The following is a 17,334-nucleotide window of genomic DNA, read 5'->3' as shown; positions in this document are numbered from 1 at the left end:
TACAGGAATCGCAACAATCTTGTAGGAGCGGCCTTGTGTCGCGATGGGGCGCGAAGCGGCCCCGTTTTTTGCAATCAACCGATTTTTCTAGGAGCGCTCTAATGGCTGTTGGTCTTGGTCCTTTGCCCACCCTGCACCCGGTTCCGGGTTTTGAACTCGGCATCGCTTCTGCCGGCATCAAGCGTCCTGGGCGCAAGGATGTGGTGGTCATGCGCTGCGCCGAAGGCTCCAGCGTGGCTGGCGTGTTCACCCTCAACGCCTTCTGTGCCGCTCCCGTGATCCTCTCCAAGCAGCGCGTGCAGGGCACCGTGCGCTACCTGCTGACCAACACCGGCAATGCCAACGCCGGTACCGGCGCGCCAGGCCTGGCAGCTGCCGAACGTACTTGCGCCAAGCTCGCTGAACTGACCGGGGTGCCGGCCGAGTCGGTGCTGCCGTTCTCCACCGGTGTGATCGGTGAGCCCCTGCCGGTCGAGAAGATCGAAGGCGCGCTGCAAGCCGCGCTGGACGACCTGTCGGAAAACCACTGGGCTGAAGCCGCTACTGGCATCATGACCACCGACACGCTGCCCAAAGGTGCCAGCCGCCAGTTCCAGCACGATGGTGTGACTGTCACCGTCACCGGCATCAGCAAAGGCGCCGGCATGATCCGTCCGAACATGGCCACCATGCTCGGCTACATCGCCACCGACGCCAAAGTCGCTCCGGCCGTGCTCAAGGACCTGATCCTCGACGGCGCCAACAAATCGTTCAACCGCATCACCATCGATGGCGACACCTCGACCAACGATTGCTGCATGCTGATCGCCACCGGCAAGGCCAACCTGCCGGAAGTCACCGAAGCCAGCGGAGCGCTGTTCGAAGCGCTGAAGAAGGCCGTGTTCGAAGTGTGCATGGAAGTGGCCCAGGCCATCGTCCGTGACGGCGAAGGCGCCACCAAGTTTGTCACCGTGCAGGTCAATGGCGGTGGCAACCACCAGGAGTGCCTGGATGTCGGTTACGCCGTGGCCCACTCGCCGTTGATCAAGACCGCGCTGTTCGCTTCCGACCCGAACTGGGGCCGGATTCTGGCTGCCGTGGGCCGTGCCGGTGTGCCAGAACTGGATGTCAGCCTGATCGACGTTTACCTGGGTGACGTGTGCATCGCCAGCAAAGGCGGCCGCAGCCCGAGCTACACCGAGGCACAAGGTTCGGCGGTGATGGCTCAGGAAGAGATCACCATCCGTATCGAGCTTGGCCGTGGCCAGTGCAGCGAAACCATCTGGACCACCGACCTGTCCCACGAATACGTGAAGATCAACGCCGAATACCGCACCTGATGTAATGCTGGGGCCGCTTTGCGGCCCTTTCGCGACACAAGGCCGCTCCTACAGGAAATCGCGTTCCCTTGTAGGAGCGGCCTTGTGTCGCGAAAGGGCTGCAAAGCAGCCCCCAAATCCCCAAATACATGGAGCCGAACCATGAGCTATCACCTGATCATCGGCGACAAGCTGTATTCCTCCTGGTCGCTGCGTGGCGCCCTGGCCCTCGAGCTGGCTGGCGTGCCCTATGAAGAAACGCTTATCTCGTTGAACCAGCCCGACACCCGCAAACGCATCCTCGAATTCTCCGCTACCGGCAAGGTGCCGCTGCTCAAGACTGAGCACGGTGTGATCGCCGACTCCCTGGCCATCGCCGAGTACCTCAACGAACGCCACCCCGAGGCCCAGCTGTGGCCGGCAGACGTTGCCGCCCGTGCCCAGGCCCGCTCGGCCTGTGCGCAGATGCACAGCGGCTTTTTCGCCCTGCGCGGTGCCATGCCGTTCGACCTGACACGTGACCAGGGGCTGGATAACATCCCGTTGGAGGTCCAAGTGGATATCGACCGCATCGTCGCGCTGTGGTCCGAATGCCGCCTGGTGGCCAAGGACAGCGGCCCCTTCCTGTTCGGCAAGCCGACCTTGGCCGATGCCTTCTTCGCCCCGGTGGCGGTGCGCCTGCGTAGCTACCGCGTAGAGGTGCCCGCCGAGGCAGCCACCTATATCGAAACCATTTACCAGTGGCCGGCCTTCCAGGCCTGGCGGCAAGCTGGCCTGGCGGAGCGTGCAGGTTGAAAAGAATCCATGTAGTCGCCGCGGTGATCCGCGGCAATGACGGGCGCATTCTGATTGCCCGTCGTGCTGATACCCAGCACCAGGGCGGCCTGTGGGAGTTCCCGGGTGGCAAGGTGGAAGAGGGCGAAGGCGTCGAAGCGGCGCTCGCCCGCGAGTTGCGCGAAGAATTAGGTATCGAAGTGACCCGTTCGCGGGCGCTGATCAAGGTCAGCCACGACTACCCGGACAAGCAGGTGCTGCTGGATGTCCGTGAGGTCGATGCGTTCACCGGCCAAGCCCATGGCGCCGAGGGCCAGCCGCTGGCCTGGGTCGCCCCGCGGGACCTGGCACAGTACCAATTCCCTGAAGCCAACAAGCCGATCGTCGCTGCTGCGCGCTTGCCGGATCAGTACCTGATCACGCCGGATGGCCTGGAAGTGCCGCAGATGCTCAAGGGTATCCAGAAGGCCGTGGCCAGTGGCATCCGCCTGATCCAGTTGCGCGCACCGGACATGTACGACCCCAAGTACCGCGATGTGGCGGTGGACGCGGTCGGGTTGTGCGCCGGCAAGGCGCAGCTGATGCTCAAGGGGCCGCTGGAGTGGCTGGGCGACTTCCCGTCCGCTGGCTGGCACCTGACCGCCTCACAGCTACGCAAGTACGCAGCAAATGGCCGCCCGTTCCCCAAGGAACGCTGGCTGGCAGCGTCGTGCCACAGTGCCGAAGAGCTGGCGCTGGCCGAGCAGATGGGCGTGGACTTCGTCACCCTGTCGCCGGTGCAGGCAACCCAGACCCACCCCGAGGCGGTGCCGTTGGGCTGGGATGAGGCGCAGCGGCTTATTGCCGGCTTCAACCAGCCGGTTTACCTGTTGGGTGGGGTTGGGCCGGGTGAGCGGGAGAAGGCCTGGGAGGCCGGTGCCCAAGGTGTTGCCGGGATCCGCGCATTCTGGCCTGAGGCCTGAGTAATTGGGGTCGCCTTGCGACCCATCGCAGGCAAGCCAGCTCCCGCAGGGATCTCACTGTCCGAGAAATCGGCGCAGTACCTGTGGGAGCTGGCTTGCCTGCGATGGGCTGCAGAGCAGCCCCGGCGATATCAGCCTTTAGGCTTTTCCGCAGGCTGCCACAAAACCTCTGCAACACCCTGCCGCCGCCCAATGATCCGCGCCGCCACGAACAGCAGATCCGAAAGCCTGTTGATATACGCCAACCCAACCCCCTCCAACGGCTCCAGCGCATTCAACTGCTGGCAGCGCCGCTCCGCACTGCGCGCCAGGCTGCGGCACACATGGGCCTGCGCCACCAGCGCCGAACCACTGGGCAGGATGAAGTTCTCCAGTGGCCCCAGTTCTTCGTTCCATACATCGATCGCCGCTTCGAGCCGCTCCACCTCAACCTGATTCAAGGCCTGGTAGCTGGGCATCGCCAACTCGCCACCAAGGTCGAACAAGCGATGCTGGCATGGCGCCAGAACACTGCTCACCTCATCCAGCTTGTGCTCATCCAGGCCAGCCAGCAGCAGCCCGAGCTGGCTGTTGAGGCTGTCCACCTCGCCGATCGCCTCGACCCGTGGGTGGTCCTTGGGTACCCGTCGCCCGTCGCCCAGGCCGGTTTCGCCTTTGTCGCCAGTGCGGGTATAGATCTTCGACAGGCGATAGCCCATGTCATGCCTCCGTGTGGGTCGGCGCAGCCGCTGGCGGCTGGCCGAGGGGCAGGCGCAGGGTGAAGCAGGTGCCCTGGCCGGGCGTGGACTGCACTTCCATCTGCCCCTTGTGGTTGTTGGTGATGATGAAGTACGAAACCGACAGCCCGAGGCCGGTGCCCTGGCCGATCTCCTTGGTGGTGAAAAACGGCTCGAAGGTACGCTTGCGAACGGCTTCGGGCATGCCCACGCCGTTGTCCTCGACCTCGATCTCGGCCCACGGCGGATTCAGCTTCGTACGCAGGATGATGCGCCCTGGCTCGCTGGGCTGCGGCCGCTGATGGATGGCCTGGGCAGCGTTCTTGAGCAAGTTCAGCAGCACTTGCTCCAGCTCGTTGGCGGTGCAGGGCACCGGGCCCAGGTTTGGGTCGAACTGACGGATGATGGCCTGGCCCTTGAAGTCGAAGCCGATGGTCAGGTCGAAGTCGTTGCTGGCGATCTCCACGGCCTGGTCGATCAGCGCCGGCAAGTCGCAAGGCGCCAGTTGGCGGTTGCTGCGACGGCTGAAACTGAGCATGTGGGTCACGATCTTCGCCGCGCGAGCGCCGGCCTGCTGGATGCCGTCGAGCAGTTGCGGTACTTCACGGTTTTCCAGGTAGCGGTTGACGTTGGCCAGGTCGATGCCCAGCTCACTGGCCTGTTCCTGGTTGCGCGGCAGCTCTGCCGAAAGGCGTCGGCGTATGTTCTGTACGTTGTGCAGGATCGCGCCCAACGGGTTGTTGATTTCATGGGCCATGCCGGCTGCGAGGCCGCCGACCGAGAGCATCTTCTCCGACTGCACCATCATCTCTTCCAGCGACAGGCGCTGGGTGATGTCGTCGATACGGATGACCACGCCGCGACCGCCGCCGCCCATCAGCGGGTAGAAGGTCAGGGCGTAATGACGCAGGTCGTCGCCCTTGGGCCAGGTGACCCGCTCGATTTTCGCCACCCGGTGCTTTTCGACGCTTTCCTTGAGCTGCGGCAGGAACGGCTTGAGTGGTTCGAAGGCGATGAAGATCGGCTGGTTCAGCGCTTCGTCCAGCGGCGTGCCGGAAAGCACCGTGGCCTCGTGGTTCCACTGCGTTACATAGAGTTGCTCATCGAGGGCGATCAGTGCCGAGGGCATGGAGTCGATGATGCTGTTGAGGTAGTTCTGGAACCCGGTGAGCTTCTTCTCGATCTTGCTGCGCACCTGGACTTCCAGCTCCAGTTTGCGATTGGTGTTACGGGTTTCCTCGGCCAGGCCTTGGGCTTGGTCGTAGGCGGTCTGGAATTCATCGCGGGTGCGCTTGAGTTGCTGCTCGCGGGCCTCGATACGCGAAAGCATGGTGTTGAAGGCTTCGGCCAGGCTGCCGATCTCATCGTCGTTGCCGCGGGTAGCACGCAAGGCATAGCTTTCTTCGCGGGTGACCTGACGGCTGAGTTCTTCGAGCTGGTTGATCGGCTGGGTGATCAACCGCTTGATCTGCCTGGCGATGACCAGCCACAGCAGGATGCTGAACACCAGGATCGCCAGGCTGGCGCTGAGCGTGCCGGTGTAGAACGCCGTGGGCAGCTCACTGCTGGCCACCAGCAGCAGGTGCGCCGGTGGGCTGGCGTCGCGCGGGATGCGGATCAGCTGGGTGCTGCGAAACTCCATCAGGCGCCAGCCGTCGATGTTGCGGTAGCGCTTGGGCAGGGCCAAAGACTCGCCGTGCTGGAGCTGGGCCAGCATGCTGCCGTCGCCGCCGTAGATGGCCGCGGCGCGTAGCGGCGTGTAGCTGTCCAGCTCCTTGAGCAGGGCCGTGGCGGTCTCGGTCGAGTCGCCGGCACGGGCCGACAGTTGCGGGTTGGCCACCAACTTGCCGATGGTCTGTAACGCCTGCGGCGCCATGCTCTCCTGGGTGATCCAGTAGGCGGCGCTGATGAAGGTCAGGTTGGCGACCAGCAGGATGGTCACCAGCAGTACCAGCAGGGCTGCCAGCAGTTTCTGCCCGACCGGGAGGTTTTCCAGGCGTTGGCGCAGGCTCATGGGCAAGGCAATGTCCGTATTGGGTTGACGTCAGGCGCTGGGCAAACCACGCGCTCGCAGGTTATCGACCAGGCGCTGGTGCAGGTGTTCCAGCTGCGGCAACGCCATGCCGTGGCGCTCGGCTGCCCGGCAGGCATGGCCCAGCAGGTAGTGCACTTCGGTGCGCCGGCCAGCGCGCACGTCCTGGTACATGGAAGAGTAGTTGGCCGCAGTGGCCAGGATCACCCGCAGCACTTCTTCGCCCAGATCGGCTGCGGCTTCGGGCTGGCCGCAACGGCGCAGCAGCTCGGCCAGTTCCGTGCTCAGTGCTTCGACCTCGCCGAGGTGCCCGAGCAGACCGCCGTTCTGGCAATCGTGCAGCACCGTCAGCGGGTTGATGGCGCAGTTGAGCGCCAGCTTGCGCCACAGGCGGGTAAGGATGTCGACCGTCCATTCGGCGGCAATGCCCGCGTCGTTCAGGTCATCGAACCATGCTGGTGGGGTGGGGTTGGCCGGGTCCCCCAGCCAGTTGAAACCATGACCGGCGAAGCGCACTCGCCAGTCGTCCTCGCGGAATGCACCTTCGGTGCTGGAGGCGAAGATGCAGCGGGCGAGGGGGGCCTGGTCGGCCACTTCGTCCTGGCTACCCAGGCCGTTCTGCAATAGCACCAGTTCTGCGCTCTCAGCCAGGCGCGGCGCCAGGCCGGCGACGGCGGGAGCGGCATCGTAGGCCTTGCAGGCTACCAGCAGGCGATGGATGGGGCCGCCGGATTCGGCCGTTTCGGCCGGGATGGCGTAGCGGCGGGTTTGCTCCTGCTCGGTCAACGTCAGGCCGCCGGCCTGCTGGTAGGCCTGCAGGCGCTGCGCATCACGCAGGATCAGGCGCACTGCCTTGCCGGCGCGTGCCAGGCGGCAGGCCCAGAGGCTGCCGAGGCTACCGGCGCCGAGAATATGCCAGGTGCTGCTCATCTGCGTTTCGCAACCCGTTATAATGAGCCCGCATTTTAACCCGCTAACACCGACGCGCTCCATGTTCAGACTGAGCGCGCGTTTATTTTATGGAGATTACCCATGCCTTCGTTCGACGTGGTATCGGAACTGGACAAGCACGAAGTGCAGAACGCGGTCGACAACGCCATCAAGGACCTCGATCGCCGCTATGACCTCAAGGGCAAGGGCAGCTTCGAGTTCAAGGACAAGGAGCAGACCGTGGTGCTGACCGCCGAGGAAGAATTCCAGCTCGAAGCCATGCTGGAAATCCTGCGCCTGGCGCTGGTCAAGCGCAAGATCGACGTCAAGTGCCTGGAAACCAAGGACCCGTACGCCTCGGGCAAGGAAAAGAAACAGGAAGCCAAGTTCCGCGAAGGCATCGACAAGGACCTGGCCAAGAAGATCGTCGCCACCATCAAGGACGGCAAGCTCAAGGTCCAGGCCGCGATCCAGGGCGAGCAGGTGCGTGTCACCGGTAAGAAGCGTGACGACCTGCAGGAAGCCATTGCCCTGCTGCGCACCAAGGAATTCGACATGCCGCTGCAGTTCAACAACTTCCGCGACTGATCGCTGGGTTGCCCGGAACCTCGATGGCGCAATGATGTCCATGGGGGCCGTGGCCGCTGGATGACCGGCGGCCTGCTTTACTGTGTACGTGCCGCACGGCATCAGGAGATGAATACATGGATTTGAACGCTGAAGTCGATCAGCTGGTCCGCCAGTCGCAGACCTGGATCCCCATGATCATGGCGTATGGCAGCCGTCTGCTGCTTGCGCTGGTGACCTTGGCCATCGGTTGGTGGATCACCAACAAGGTCAGTGACCGCTTGGCCAGGCTTGTCGGCCTGCGGGTCGCGGACCCGGCGTTGCAGGGTTTCATTCGCACGTTGGCCAACATCGTCATGAAGGTGATGCTGGCGATCAGTGTGGCGTCGATGATCGGCATCGAGACCACTTCGTTCGTGGCAGCCATGGGTGGCGCTGTGCTGGCTGTCGGCCTGGCGCTGCAGGGCAGCCTGGCGAACTTTGCCGGTGGCGTGCTGATCCTGATGTTCCGCCCGTTCCGCATCGGCGACTGGATCGAAGCACAGGGTGTATCCGGTACCGTCGACAGCATTCAGATCTTCCACACCGTGCTACGGACCGGTGACAACAAGACCGTGATCATGCCGAACGGCAGCCTGTCCAATGGCATCATCACCAACACCAACCGCCAGCCGACGCGCAAGGTGGTGTTCGATGTGGGGGTGGACTACGAGGCTGACTTGCAGAAGGCCCGCAACGTGTTGCTGGAGCTGGCGCAGGACCCGCGCGTGCTGCAGGACCCGGCGCCGCAGGCGGTCGTCTCGACCTTGGGTGACAGCTCGATCACCGTGTCGCTGCGCCTGTGGACCAAGACCGCCGACTACTGGGACGTGATGTTCATGCTCAACGAGCATGCCCGTGACCGGTTGAAGGCTGAAGGAATCGACATTCCGTTCCCGCAGCGGGTGATCCGCGTGGTGCAGGAGACTGCAACGCAGTAATACCGCGTTGCAACCGGGGCCGCTCCGCGCCCCTTCGCGGGCACGCCCGCTCCCACAGGTATCGCACAAGCTTCGAGACTTGTGCAGTACCTGTGGGAGCGGGCGTGCCCGCGAAGGGGCGCGAAGCGGCCCCGGCTATTTCTGTTCCCTTACACTTGTTCACAGCAATTCCCCGGCATTTCTGGCATATAGCCTGTCCCCCAGCCTGCACCTGATACACCATCATGAAACCACTGCTGTACATCACTCCGCTTCGGGCTCTGCTGTTCGGCCTGACCCTGGCCCTGTTCGAGCTGCTCACCTACCTGGCCAGTGACGCCGTGATGCCGGCGATGCCGGTGGTGGTCGAGCACCTGAACGCCAGCCCCGAATACATCCCGCACGCGCTCAACCTGTACCTGCTCGGTGGCGTGGTGCTGCAATGGCTGATCGGCCCGCTGGCCGACCGCTATGGGCGCCGTCCACTGTTGCTGGCCGGCTGCGCGTTTTTCGGCGGCGCCTGTCTGGCCACCTATTGGGTGCAGGACATCGGCCTGTTCAACCTGCTGCGCCTGTTGCAGGGCATCGGCCTGGGCTTCGTGGTGACGGTCAGCTACCCGGCACTGAACGAGTCGTTCAGTGAAGCGGACGCGGTGCGCATGATGGCGTTGCTGGCCAACATCGCCCTGCTGTCGCCGCTGCTCGGCCCGCTGGTCGGTACCCTCATGCTGCAATGGCTGGACTGGCGCTGGCTGTTCGTAGCCTTTGCCATCGGCGCGGTGTTGTGCTGGTTGCTGCTGCATCGGCTGATGCCGGAAACCCTCGGAGTGGAGCGTCGCGATGGTTCACGTCTGCCGTTCACCCCTATCCTCCTGCTGCCACTGCTCGTCGGTTACGGCCAGTTGCTGGCCAACCGCAAGTTCGTTGCCGGCAGTGCCGCGCTGGGTCTGGTGGGCTTGCCGCTGATTGGCTGGATCGGCCTGTCGCCGGTGCTGCTGATCCACGATGAGGGGCTGAGTACGATGGCCTATGCGCTGTGGCAGTTGCCGGTGTTTGGTGGGCTGATCCTGGGTAACCTGGTCATCAACCGCATTGCCGACCGCTACCCGCTGCCGGCTTTGGTGCGTGGTGCGCTTGGGCCGTACCTGGCCGGCTTGTGCCTGATGGTGCTGGCGACCTGGGTGTGGCCGACGGTGACCAGCGTGGTCGCTGGCATGTCGCTGTATGCGTTGGGGCTGGGCGTGGCCAATGCGGTGCTGTACCGCATGACGCTGTTCGCCAGCGAGCAAAGCAAGGGGCTGGTGTCGGCGATGCTGGGGATGATCACCATTGCCTTGCTGGGGCTGGGCGGGGCGGTTCTGGCGATGATCGGGGCGGGGGACAGCTTGTTGCACTTTGCCCTGGCGGCTGGCGTTGCAGGTGCCCTGGCACTTTGGCCGCTCTGGTTCGTGGTAGGAGGGCGGCCTGGGGAAAGTGCCGCCGCTCAATAACTGTCGTTGCGTTGCCGGCCTTTTCGCGGGTTCACCCGCGAAGAGGCCGGTACAGGCAGCGGAGAAGGATCAGGGCTGTTCGGCCGCCGGGTTATCCACCGGCACCTGCTTTCCCCGGCTCACTTCCTGGCGCCAGTGCAGCGCGATCAGGATCAGCGTGGGCACGCCCAGCAACGCAGTGATCAGGAAGAAGTCGTGATACCCGTATTTCTCCACCATCACCCCTGAATAGCCGCCGATCAGGCGTGGCAGCAACAGCATGATCGAACTGAGCAAGGCATATTGCGTGGCCGAGAACTTCAGGTTGGTCAGGCTCGACAGGTAGGCGACGAACGCCGATGTCGCCAGGCCCGAGCTGAAGTTGTCCAGCGAAATGGTCACCACCAGCATTTCCAGGTTCGGCCCCATGTCGGCCAGCATCAGGAACAGGATGTTGGTGGCCGCCGAGGCCGCGCCGCCGATGAACAGGATCGGCAGGATGCCGAAACGCACGATCAGCAAGCCGCCGACGCCTGCACCGACCAGGGTCATGATCAGGCCGAAAACCTTGCTGACGCTGGCGATCTGGTCCTTGGTGAAGCCCATGTCGATGTAGAACACGTTGGCCATGACGCCCATGACCGTGTCCGACATGCGATAGGTGGCAATCAGGCCGAGCAGCAACAGGGCCTGCCAGCGGTAGCGGGAGATGAAGTCGTGCACCGGTGTCAGTACCGGGGCCAGGCCACGCCGGCCCATGCTCGAAAGGCAGGCCCAGGTCAGCAGCACGTACAGGATCAGGCGCAGGAAGGCACGGTCTTCCAGCAGCAGGTCGAGAGGCGTCGCATCGCCGGAAATGACGCTTGACCAGCCGGTGTTGAACATCTGGGTAAAGCTGGCCGGCACCGACACCAGCAGGATGATCAGCACGAACACCGAGGCCATCTGATGCATCAGGCCATAGCGTGCGGCCGACAGCTGGGTGCGCATTGGCACCGCTGGTTCACGCATCACCAGGGTGGTGAACAGTGCCGGTAGCATCAACACACCGAACAGCACGTAAGTACCGGCCCAGGCCTTGTGCAGGTAGCTGAAACCGGTGGAGCCGAACCACTCAGCGAAGAACAGCGCGCCTGCTGTCGCGAGCAGGGCGGCAACCCGGTAGCCGGCCATGTAGCTGGCGGCAAGGGCCGCCTGGCGCTGGTCGTCGGCAATCTCCAGGCGATAGGCATCCACGGCGATGTCCTGAGTGGCCGAGGCAAAGGCCACCAGCACCGCCAGGGCGATCAGCCAGGAAAGGTGTTGCTGCGGGTCGCACAAGCTCATGCCGACCAGCCCGATCACCACCAGCGATTGCGACAGCAACAGCCATGAGCGCCGTCGCCCCAGGCCGCCAAGCAGCGGCAGGCGCCACTGGTCGAGCAGCGGTGACCAGACCCATTTGAAGGCATAGGCCAGGCCGATCAGGCTGGCGTAGCCAATGGTTTCACGGGCCACGCCGGCTTCACGCAGCCACACCGACAGGGTCGAGAACACCAGCATGTAGGGCAGGCCGGCGGCAAAGCCCAGCAGCAAAAGTACCAAGGTTGACGGGCTGGCATAGGCAGCAAGCGCAGCGCGCCAGGTTTTACGGGGCATGGGCCAACATCTGCCTCAAATTTGCGAAAACAAAGCGCGCACTCTAACCGCTGTGCTCCATCGGACGCCAGCCATGGAGCGTCAGATCCACACGATTATTGGTCACATTCACGCCCTCTGCGCGCAGTCTGGCCCGCTGTTCATCGCCCGAAGGCGTGCCCGGCGCCAGGCTCAGCCGCCCGCCAGCACCGAGTACCCGGTGCCAGGGCAGGCGCGTGTCGGCTGGCAACTGCCCAAGGATACGCCCGACCCAACGTGCCGCCCGCCCAAGCCCCGCCAGCTCGGCGAGCTCGCCGTAGCTGACCACCTTGCCCTCTGGTACCTGGCCAAGCACCGAATACAGCGCCGTTCGTCGGGCTTCGGGCGATGCCAGGGTGTGCTCATATCCCTCAGACATCAGGGCTGCCCTGGCCTGGGATGAAACCGGACGAATGGTTGCAGCAAATGAGAGTTGAACTCAACGGCATGCTCCTGGGTCAGTCCTTGCTCTGGTCGGTGGTATCTGGATAATGCCCGGCTTTTTTCGTCAAATCGAACCTGTAGCGCGCTTATGTATTCTAGATCCTTGCTTTGCCTGTTGACCGCTTCCCTGTGCGCCAGTCCGGTGTTCGCCGACACCGTGTGGATGAAGAACGGCGACCGGCTCAGCGGCAAGATCCGTGTATTCGACGGTGGCAAGCTGCTGCTGGAAACCCCCTATGGCGGCTCGATCTCGCTGGACTGGAAACAGGTCCAGACCCTGGAGAGCGACCAGGAACTGCTGGTCAAGCAGGACGCCTATAGCGGCGAGAAGGCCAAGTCGCTGAAGGCTGCCGAGCCGGGCAAGGTGACCCTGGCCAACGGCGATGCGCCGAAGACGGTCGACCTCGCCAGTGTCCAGCAGATCATGAAGCCAAAACCGCTGGTCGAGGACTTCATCTGGAAAGGCAATGTCGACGTGGCCATGGACTACAAGCGTGCCGAGACAGACAGCGACGACTACGACGTCGACTTCAAGACCACTGCCCGCCACGGTCGCTGGCGGCACAATGCCGAAGGCGAATACAACCGCGAATCCAAGGACGACGTCACCACCACCGACAACTGGAGCGCCGAATACGCGCTCGACCGCTTCATCACCGAGAAGTGGTTCTGGCAGGGGCGCATGGAGTACAAGCGCGACCGCATCGAAGACCTCTCCCGCCAGCGCACGATCGGTACCGGCCCTGGCTACCAGTTCTGGGACGATGAACTGGGCGCGTTCTCGCTGGGCTCGCTGATCAACCGTACTGATTTCGAGTACCAGGACGGCGCCAAGGACAACTTCTACTCGGCAGCGGTGAAGTGGGACTATACCCGCTACCTGATCGGCAAGAACGTCCAGCTGTTCACCAATGGCGAGTTCGCCAAACCGCTGGGCGGCGTGGCCGACTACGCGCTGGATGCCGAAGTGGGGCTGCGCTACAAGGTCACCGAATGGGCTTCGCTCAACCTCAAGGCAGAAAAGGACATCATCACCGGGACGCGCGACAGCGATCTGGACAAGACCCGCTATACCGCAGGGTTCGGTGTGGCCTGGTAAATCGTCGGGGACTGCACAGCAGCCCATTGGCGCTGGCAGCTGACAATGCTTATCTTGTCAGCATCCAGTCCGCCGTCAGGAGCCGCCCTCTGTGAGTACCAACGCCATTCGTCCCGCCCGGGAACTGCTGCTCAAGGAATACCGCGGCGTGCTTTCGACCCATTCCAAGTCCATGCCTGGCTTCCCGTTCGGATCAGTGGTGCCGTACTGCCTGGATGCCCAGGGCAATCCGCTGATCCTGATCAGCCGCATCGCCCAGCACACCCACAACCTGCAGAAAGACCCAAAGTGCTCGCTGCTGGTCGGTGAGCGCGAAGCTGAAGACGTGCAGGCCGTCGGCCGCCTGACGGTGATGGCCGAGGCGCACAAGTTGGTCGACGAGGCTGCCATCGAGGCCGCCGCCGAGCGCTACTACCGCTACTTCCCCGATGCCGCCAACTACCACAAGGCCCATGATTTCGACTTCTGGGTCCTGCAGCCGGTGCGTCATCGCTACATTGGCGGCTTCGGTGCGATCCACTGGCTCGACCAGGTCACCCTGGCCAATCCCTTTGCGGGCAAGGCCGAGGCGAGCATGATCGAGCACATGAACAGCGACCATGCCAATGCCATCGCTCATTATGTCGCGCTGAGCGACCTGCCGCGCAGCGTGCCGGCACAGATGGTCGGCATCGACAGCGAAGGCATGCACCTGCGTATCGGCCAGGGCATCTACTGGTTGGCATTTCCCGCGCCTTGCAACACTCCGACACAAGTCCGCGAAGCCCTGGTTCTGCTGGCGCGCGCCGACCAATGGCCGACTGCGAGTGAAGTCGAGGCTTGAAATAGCGAGCGCATGCATCCATCTGTAGGTCTTACAGGAAGGGTCTCTTCCGACGAGGAATGCTTTGATGCGTGCTTTTCTACTGCTGTTTCTCCTGTTTCCGGTGCTGGAGTTGTTCGTTTTCGTCAAGGTTGCCGGCGCCATCGGTTTCTTTCCGGCGCTGCTGCTGATCATCGCCGGCTCTGCATTGGGTGTGCTGGTGGTCCGCGTGGCGGGCCTCGCCACCGCCCTGCGTGCCCGTGAAAGCCTGCAGCGCGGCGAACTGCCCGCCGAGGACATGTTCCAGGGCCTGATGCTGGCCGTGGGTGGTGGTTTGCTGCTGTTGCCCGGCTTCATCAGCGATGTGCTGGGCCTGCTGTGCCTGCTGCCGTTCACCCGCCATCTGGCGGCGCGCAAGATGCGCCAACGCGCCGAAGCCCAGGCCATGCGCCAGCGTGCGTTCCAGGACGAGCCGTTCCAGGCACCGCCGCGTGACGGCGGCCATCGGCCGAACGTGATCGAAGGCGAGTACGAGCGCCGCGATCAATAATCAGAACTGTATCTTCCGGGGCCGCGCAAGCGGCCTCGGTCTTTTTGAGTGCCCTGAAATTTTTTGCATATCAAGCCTTGTAATTGCATATGGCGGCCTCATGTATGTGGTCACCGCAAGGTTTCTGGTGGTAACACCAGTCATGACAAAGGTGGTTCGCCCTTTGCGGGCCACCCCCGGCATCGCCGGATTGCATTAACCCGCCGGTTTCGTACCGGCCGATGAAAACCACTATTTGGGAGAGATCGACAATGAAGCTTCGTCCTCTGCATGACCGCGTAGTCATCCGTCGCAGCGAAGAAGAATCGAAAACCGCTGGCGGTATCGTCCTGCCGGGTTCGGCCGCAGAAAAACCAAACCGCGGTGAAGTCGTTGCAGTTGGCACCGGTCGCGTTCTGGAAAACGGCGAAGTACGTGCGCTGGCCGTTAAAGTCGGTGACAAAGTGGTATTCGGCCCTTACTCGGGCAGCAACACCGTGAAAGTCGATGGCGAAGACCTGCTGATCATGGCCGAGAACGAAATCCTCGCCGTTATCGAAGGCTGATTTTCCCCGACTTCCCGTTACTCCAAAGATTTTCAAGGATTAAACGATCATGGCTGCTAAAGACGTAAAATTCGGCGATTCCGCTCGTAAGAAAATGCTGGTTGGTGTCAACGTTCTGGCTGACGCAGTAAAAGCGACCCTCGGCCCGAAAGGCCGTAACGTAGTGCTGGCCAAGAGCTTCGGCGCTCCGACCATCACCAAGGACGGCGTTTCCGTCGCCAAAGAAATCGAGCTGAAAGACGCCTTCGAAAACATGGGCGCCCAGCTGGTCAAGGAAGTTGCTTCCAAGGCCAACGACGCTGCCGGTGACGGCACCACCACCGCTACCGTTCTGGCTCAGGCCATCGTCAACGAAGGCCTCAAGGCCGTCGCTGCCGGCATGAACCCGATGGACCTGAAGCGCGGCATCGACAAGGCCACCGCCGCCGTTGTCGCCGAGCTGAAGAACCTGTCCAAGCCATGCGCCGACTCCAAGGCCATCGCTCAGGTAGGCACCATCTCCGCCAACTCCGACAACTCCATCGGTGAAATCATCGCCGAAGCCATGGAAAAAGTCGGTAAAGAAGGCGTGATCACCGTTGAAGAAGGCTCGGGCCTGGAAAACGAACTGTCCGTAGTAGAAGGCATGCAGTTCGACCGTGGCTACCTGTCGCCATACTTCGTCAACAAGCCGGACACCATGGTTGCCGAGCTGGAAGGCCCGCTGCTGCTGCTGGTCGACAAGAAGATCTCCAACATCCGTGAGCTGCTGCCAGTTCTGGAAGCCGTTGCCAAGGCCGGCCGTCCGCTGCTGATCGTTGCCGAGGACGTGGAAGGCGAAGCCCTGGCTACCCTGGTAGTCAACAACATGCGCGGCATCGTCAAGGTTGCTGCGGTCAAGGCCCCGGGCTTCGGCGACCGCCGCAAGGCCATGCTGCAGGACATCGCCGTCCTGACCGGCGGCCAGGTCATCTCCGAAGAAATCGGCCTGACCCTGGAAACCACCACCCTGGAGCACCTGGGCAACGCCAAGCGCGTCATCCTGTCCAAGGAAAACACCACCATCATCGACGGTGCTGGCGTTGACGCCGACATCGAAGCTCGCGTCAAGCAGATCCGTGCCCAGATCGAAGAAACCTCTTCGGACTACGACCGTGAGAAGCTGCAAGAGCGTCTGGCCAAGCTGGCTGGCGGTGTTGCCGTGATCAAGGTCGGTGCTGGCACCGAAGTTGAAATGAAAGAGAAGAAAGCCCGCGTTGAAGACGCCCTGCACGCTACCCGTGCTGCCGTCGAAGAAGGCGTGGTGCCTGGCGGTGGTGTTGCCCTGGTTCGCGCCCTGGCAGCCATTGCCGATCTCAAAGGCGACAACGAAGACCAGAACGTCGGTATCGCCCTGCTGCGTCGCGCTGTAGAAGCGCCGCTGCGCCAGATCACTGCCAACGCCGGCGACGAGCCAAGCGTTGTCGCTGACAAGGTCAAGCAAGGTTCGGGCAACTACGGCTACAACGCCGCTACCGGCGAATACGGCGACATGATCGAGATGGGTATCCTCGACCCAGCCAAGGTCACCCGTTCGGCTCTGCAAGCTGCAGCTTCGATCGGCGGTCTGATGATCACCACCGAAGCCATGGTTGCCGACCTGCCGGAAGACAAGCCAGCTGCTGGCATGCCTGACATGGGCGGCATGGGTGGCATGGGCGGCATGATGTAAGCCAGCCTTACCCCCTGCACCAAGAAAAAGCCCCGCCTAGTGCGGGGCTTTTTCATTTTCAGGCGACGCGATGCTCGGCGGCTGGCACCTCGACCATGCCCTTGCGGTACAGCACCAGGTAATACGAGCCCAGGCCAATCAACCAGCAGAACACGGCGGTCCACACGTTATGCGACAGGAAGTGCGCCCCCTGCAGCATCCGCCCCAGCCCCAGCGCCGAGCCCGCCACCAAAGCCACCCCGAACGCCACCCGCGCCAGCTTCGGCTTGCGATCACGCAGCATGAAGAACAGGCCGAACAGGCAGAAACCGGTGGCGGCATGCCCACCTGGCCAGCACAGGCCTGGCTTGTCGGTTGCCGGGCGATGTTCCAGCAGCTTGCTGTAGGTTTCCTTGCCGCCGAACTGGGTCAGGCTCCAAGGGCATTGCACCTGGGTCACCTTCTTCAGCGGCGTGACGAAGGCGGTTGAAAGCCCCAGCGCCAGCACCAGGCAACCCAGCTCGCGGCGCCAGCTGAACAGGCGCTTCCAGAAGAAGCTCGAGGCGAACGCGCCCAGCGAGATCAGGCCAAGCAGGATCACGCCTTGCTTGACCCGGTCATGCATGACGGTTTCCAGCAGGTAACTGTGACGCCCGATGAACTGCCCGGCGGCGGCGTCGTAGAACAGGTTGGCGACGTCCATGTCGACCGAGGTCAGTTCCAGCAGGAGCAGGGTCGCGGCAACCGCCAGCGGTATGCCCAGGTACAGCCAGAGGTTGATCGGACGCGGACGAGTGCGTTGTTGCATGACAGCTCCAGGGGGTAAAAAGACCGGGCATTGTCATGCGCCCGCTATTCTCTG

The 17,334-nt window shown here is 63.0% G+C and carries 17 protein-coding genes; 11 read left to right on the top strand and 6 right to left on the bottom strand.

Features of this window, described 5'->3' with window-relative positions:
* Positions 1 to 101: 101 nt before the first annotated feature.
* The 3 genes from argJ (at position 102) to ACTORR_RS09075 (ending at position 3,034) form a co-directional block, all read left to right on the top strand.
* Positions 102 to 1,319 (top strand): bifunctional glutamate N-acetyltransferase/amino-acid acetyltransferase ArgJ, encoded by a 1,218-nt coding sequence (argJ, locus tag ACTORR_RS09085; RefSeq protein WP_054884616.1) that lies wholly within the window; start codon positions 102 to 104, stop codon positions 1,317 to 1,319.
* A gap of 141 nt (positions 1,320 to 1,460) precedes the next feature.
* Positions 1,461 to 2,093 (top strand): glutathione S-transferase family protein, encoded by a 633-nt coding sequence (locus tag ACTORR_RS09080; protein WP_054884615.1) that lies wholly within the window; start codon positions 1,461 to 1,463, stop codon positions 2,091 to 2,093.
* Complete coding sequence (locus ACTORR_RS09075; protein ID WP_286935789.1) at positions 2,090 to 3,034, top strand: Nudix family hydrolase; 945 nt, start codon at positions 2,090 to 2,092, stop codon at positions 3,032 to 3,034. The genes ACTORR_RS09080 and ACTORR_RS09075 overlap by 4 nt, the downstream gene beginning before the upstream one ends.
* A 131-nt stretch (positions 3,035 to 3,165) precedes the next feature.
* Here ACTORR_RS09075 and ACTORR_RS09070 read toward each other — a convergent pair whose 3' ends face one another.
* From ACTORR_RS09070 to ACTORR_RS09060, 3 genes are read right to left on the bottom strand one after another with little or no spacing between them, the layout of a single operon-like run.
* A complete protein-coding gene (locus ACTORR_RS09070; protein ID WP_054884613.1) occupies positions 3,166 to 3,732 on the bottom strand; it encodes a cob(I)yrinic acid a,c-diamide adenosyltransferase in 567 nt (188 codons plus the stop codon).
* 1 nt (position 3,733) lies between these two features.
* Positions 3,734 to 5,764, bottom strand: a complete 2,031-nt coding sequence (locus ACTORR_RS09065) for a sensor histidine kinase (protein WP_286935788.1) — start codon at positions 5,762 to 5,764, stop codon at positions 3,734 to 3,736.
* A gap of 30 nt (positions 5,765 to 5,794) precedes the next feature.
* Positions 5,795 to 6,712 carry a putative 2-dehydropantoate 2-reductase gene (locus ACTORR_RS09060; RefSeq protein ID WP_286935787.1) on the bottom strand — a complete coding sequence of 306 codons (918 nt, stop codon included), beginning with the start codon at positions 6,710 to 6,712 and terminating at the stop codon, positions 5,795 to 5,797.
* Between the two features lie 102 nt (positions 6,713 to 6,814).
* On the opposite strand from ACTORR_RS09060, the gene ACTORR_RS09055 reads away from it, so the two are divergent.
* The 3 genes from ACTORR_RS09055 to ACTORR_RS09045 all read left to right on the top strand — a co-directional run bounded on the left by ACTORR_RS09055 (position 6,815) and on the right by ACTORR_RS09045 (position 9,728).
* Positions 6,815 to 7,300 (top strand): YajQ family cyclic di-GMP-binding protein, encoded by a 486-nt coding sequence (locus tag ACTORR_RS09055; protein WP_054884610.1) that lies wholly within the window; start codon positions 6,815 to 6,817, stop codon positions 7,298 to 7,300.
* Positions 7,301 to 7,416: 116 nt separating this feature from the next.
* Positions 7,417 to 8,259 (top strand): mechanosensitive ion channel family protein, encoded by an 843-nt coding sequence (locus ACTORR_RS09050; RefSeq protein WP_262108714.1) that lies wholly within the window; start codon positions 7,417 to 7,419, stop codon positions 8,257 to 8,259.
* 224 nt (positions 8,260 to 8,483) lie between these two features.
* A complete protein-coding gene (locus ACTORR_RS09045; RefSeq protein ID WP_286935786.1) occupies positions 8,484 to 9,728 on the top strand; it encodes an MFS transporter in 1,245 nt (414 codons plus the stop codon).
* 69 nt (positions 9,729 to 9,797) lie between these two features.
* Here ACTORR_RS09045 and ACTORR_RS09040 read toward each other — a convergent pair whose 3' ends face one another.
* Both ACTORR_RS09040 and ACTORR_RS09035 read right to left on the bottom strand, forming a co-directional pair.
* Positions 9,798 to 11,345, bottom strand: coding sequence for an AmpG family muropeptide MFS transporter (locus ACTORR_RS09040; protein WP_176508328.1), 1,548 nt, complete (start codon positions 11,343 to 11,345; stop codon positions 9,798 to 9,800).
* A gap of 43 nt (positions 11,346 to 11,388) precedes the next feature.
* Positions 11,389 to 11,742: an MGMT family protein gene (locus tag ACTORR_RS09035; protein ID WP_286935785.1), complete on the bottom strand. Its 354-nt coding sequence runs from the start codon at positions 11,740 to 11,742 to the stop codon at positions 11,389 to 11,391.
* A 153-nt stretch (positions 11,743 to 11,895) separates the two neighbouring features.
* On the opposite strand from ACTORR_RS09035, the gene ACTORR_RS09030 reads away from it, so the two are divergent.
* The 5 genes from ACTORR_RS09030 (at position 11,896) to groL (ending at position 16,493) form a co-directional block, all read left to right on the top strand.
* Positions 11,896 to 12,906: a DUF481 domain-containing protein gene (locus ACTORR_RS09030; protein WP_054884605.1), complete on the top strand. Its 1,011-nt coding sequence runs from the start codon at positions 11,896 to 11,898 to the stop codon at positions 12,904 to 12,906.
* Positions 12,907 to 12,997: 91 nt separating this feature from the next.
* Positions 12,998 to 13,729 (top strand): HugZ family pyridoxamine 5'-phosphate oxidase, encoded by a 732-nt coding sequence (locus tag ACTORR_RS09025; protein WP_286935783.1) that lies wholly within the window; start codon positions 12,998 to 13,000, stop codon positions 13,727 to 13,729.
* A gap of 67 nt (positions 13,730 to 13,796) precedes the next feature.
* Complete coding sequence (locus ACTORR_RS09020) at positions 13,797 to 14,258, top strand: FxsA family protein (protein WP_054884603.1); 462 nt, start codon at positions 13,797 to 13,799, stop codon at positions 14,256 to 14,258.
* A 251-nt stretch (positions 14,259 to 14,509) separates the two neighbouring features.
* Positions 14,510 to 14,803 (top strand): co-chaperone GroES, encoded by a 294-nt coding sequence (locus ACTORR_RS09015; RefSeq protein WP_054884602.1) that lies wholly within the window; start codon positions 14,510 to 14,512, stop codon positions 14,801 to 14,803.
* Positions 14,804 to 14,852: 49 nt separating this feature from the next.
* Positions 14,853 to 16,493 (top strand): chaperonin GroEL, encoded by a 1,641-nt coding sequence (gene groL, locus ACTORR_RS09010; protein WP_418055782.1) that lies wholly within the window; start codon positions 14,853 to 14,855, stop codon positions 16,491 to 16,493.
* A 58-nt stretch (positions 16,494 to 16,551) separates the two neighbouring features.
* Here groL and ACTORR_RS09005 read toward each other — a convergent pair whose 3' ends face one another.
* Positions 16,552 to 17,280 (bottom strand): phosphatase PAP2 family protein, encoded by a 729-nt coding sequence (locus tag ACTORR_RS09005; protein ID WP_286935781.1) that lies wholly within the window; start codon positions 17,278 to 17,280, stop codon positions 16,552 to 16,554.
* Between the last annotated feature and the right edge of the window lie 54 nt (positions 17,281 to 17,334).

This window comes from Pseudomonas sp. SAR267, assembly GCF_052077595.1.
Classification (GTDB): Bacteria; Pseudomonadota; Gammaproteobacteria; order Pseudomonadales; family Pseudomonadaceae; genus Aquipseudomonas; species Aquipseudomonas vlassakiae.
The sequence above is the reverse complement of the archived record's forward strand: the minus strand, read 5'-3'. Positions and strand labels throughout refer to the sequence as shown.